Source organism: Amycolatopsis kentuckyensis (genome assembly GCF_002155975.1).
In the GTDB taxonomy this organism is placed as follows: domain Bacteria; phylum Actinomycetota; class Actinomycetes; order Mycobacteriales; family Pseudonocardiaceae; genus Amycolatopsis; species Amycolatopsis kentuckyensis.
In genome coordinates this window covers 1-548 of sequence record NZ_MUMI01000854.1, presented here as the reverse complement: position 1 = coordinate 548, position 548 = coordinate 1, and the positions used below count along the sequence as shown (strand labels likewise).

Here is a 548-nt window from a genome sequence, read left to right as displayed (position 1 = left end):
CGCCGGGCCGCTGGTACCCGAGCGTGCGGATGCTCTCCAGGACCCGCCGCCGCGTGCGCGGCGAAATCGGCCGTTTCCCGGTGATGACGTAGGACACCGTGCTGGGCGAAACGCCGGCCGCGCCGGCCACGTCGGCGACCGTGACGGTCTTGTGGCCGGGGGTTTCCCCCGTCGCGCCGGCGGAATTCTGCGTCATCGATGACCTTCCGGATCGCGATTGTCCGCTTCGTTGTCCGGCGAGGAGTGTGACCGGTAACATGAAATGCGGAGGCCGACGGTAGTGGGCGCGACTCAGCTGGTCAAGCGGGTCGTGAATTCGAGTGTTTCGACGCTGCGCCGATACGGGCGAACGGTCGATCCGGTTGTTTCGGAAAGATCACGACCACGTGGCGATCATGAGATTTACAATCGGCCGCGCTCGCCTTACCCTCCACGCGGGATGCGCGAATCCTTCGCGTGGGGGTGTTCTGGGAGGTGGCCGCGTGGCGTACGTGAAGCGAGGGCGGGTATCGGCCGACGAGCTGGTGCGCCGGGTCCAGGCCGAAGAA

1 protein-coding gene is annotated in these 548 nt (G+C 66.6%); it reads right to left on the bottom strand.

Annotation, left to right across the window (positions count from 1 at the left end; all coding sequences use genetic code 11):
* A partial coding sequence (locus CCN39_RS48650; RefSeq protein WP_143264504.1) for a LacI family DNA-binding transcriptional regulator occupies positions 1-196 on the bottom strand: 196 nt, incomplete at its 3' end.
* Positions 197-548 lie beyond the last annotated feature (352 nt).